1 protein-coding gene is annotated in these 1,461 nt (G+C 56.6%); it reads left to right on the top strand.

The window, feature by feature from the left end; all coding sequences use genetic code 11:
* The first annotated feature begins 152 nt into the window (after window positions 1–152).
* Window positions 153–1,436: an L-rhamnose isomerase gene (locus tag NZK35_RS28295; protein WP_259635886.1), complete on the top strand. Its 1,284-nt coding sequence runs from the start codon at window positions 153–155 to the stop codon at window positions 1,434–1,436.
* Window positions 1,437–1,461 lie beyond the last annotated feature (25 nt).

Below are 1,461 nucleotides of genomic sequence, written 5' to 3'. Positions count from 1 at the left end.
CATCCCGCAGTGGCCATCCCACGCTGGGACGATTGTGCTAGTTTTCGGGTCAATCGTCAAGGTTTGGGGTTTTCGGGGAGTGTATGCTGGGGCGATCGAAGTACATGCTGTCGGATGAATCGGGCCCCAAGGGACGAAATAAGGATAAAATCATGAGCGATGCGACCAAGGTTGCTGCGGCATTTGAGCTGGCGTCGGAGCGTTATCAAGCGCTCGGCGTTGATGTGCGAAATGCACTCCAACGGCTCTCAGAAATCTCGATTTCGGTTCACTGCTGGCAAGGTGATGACGTCGCCGGTTTTGAAGCGGACGCCGGAACGCTTGGCGATGGGCTCGCCGTCACTGGAAACTATCCCGGACGCGCCCGAACGGCGGATGAGTTGCGTAGTGACCTTGAACTCGCCTACTCCTTGATCCCCGGAAAGCACCGGCTGAATTTGCACGCGATCTACGGTGAGTTCAGCGGTCCGGTGGAGCGTGATGAAATCGACGTCGAACACTTCCAAGGCTGGATCGATTGGACGAACGACCGAGGCATCAAACTCGACTTCAACCCAAGCTACTTTTCTCATCCCAACGCATCCGACGGTTTCACTCTGTCGCATCCGGATGCTGGAATTCGACAGTTTTGGATCGATCACGGCATCGCCTGTCGCAAGATCGCGGCGGCAATGGGGGCGGCGCAGGGCGGCCCATGCGTGAACAATTTCTGGGTACCTGACGGCTTCAAAGACACGCCCGCAAGTCGTAAAGCGCCGCGAGAACGGTTGGCCGCATCCCTCGATGAGGTTTTCGCCGAAGAACTACCGCGAGACCAAACGTTGGACGCGGTCGAATGCAAGCTGTTCGGGATCGGCAGTGAAAGCTACGTCGTCGGTTCGCACGAGTTTTACATGGGTTATGCCATGTCGCGGGACAAAGTGCTGTGTTTGGATGCGGGCCACTTTCATCCGACCGAGGTGATCTCGGACAAGATTTCGGCCGCGTTGATGTACGTCCCCGAGTTGTTGCTGCACGTCAGCCGTGGCGTGCGATGGGACAGTGATCATGTCGTCACCTACAGCGATGAACTGCAGGCGATCATGCAGGAAATCGTGCGTGGCGACTATCTGGATCGAGTACACATCGGGTTGGATTTTTTCGATGCCAGCATCAACCGTGTCGCCGCTTGGACCATCGGGACACGGAACGCACTGAAAGCGCTGCTTGCGGCACTGCTTGAGCCCACCGAGACACTTCAACAACTTGAGCGAGACGGCGACTTGACCGCTCGGTTGGCATTGATGGAAGAGCAAAAGACGATGCCGCTGGGAGCGGTTTGGGACCACTACTGCGAATCAATGGGCGTTCCCGTTGGTGCGGAGTGGCTTGAAAAGGTTCGGCAATACGAAACCACAGTCACGTCGCGTCGTAGCGATGAATCGGTTGCAGGATAAAAAGGGAATCAGCAACCGTTGGTGT

Origin of the sequence: Stieleria sedimenti (genome assembly GCF_025060895.1) — a bacterium.
Lineage (GTDB): Bacteria > Planctomycetota > Planctomycetia > Pirellulales > Pirellulaceae > Stieleria > Stieleria sedimenti.
This window is presented reverse-complemented; position numbering and strand designations above follow the sequence as displayed.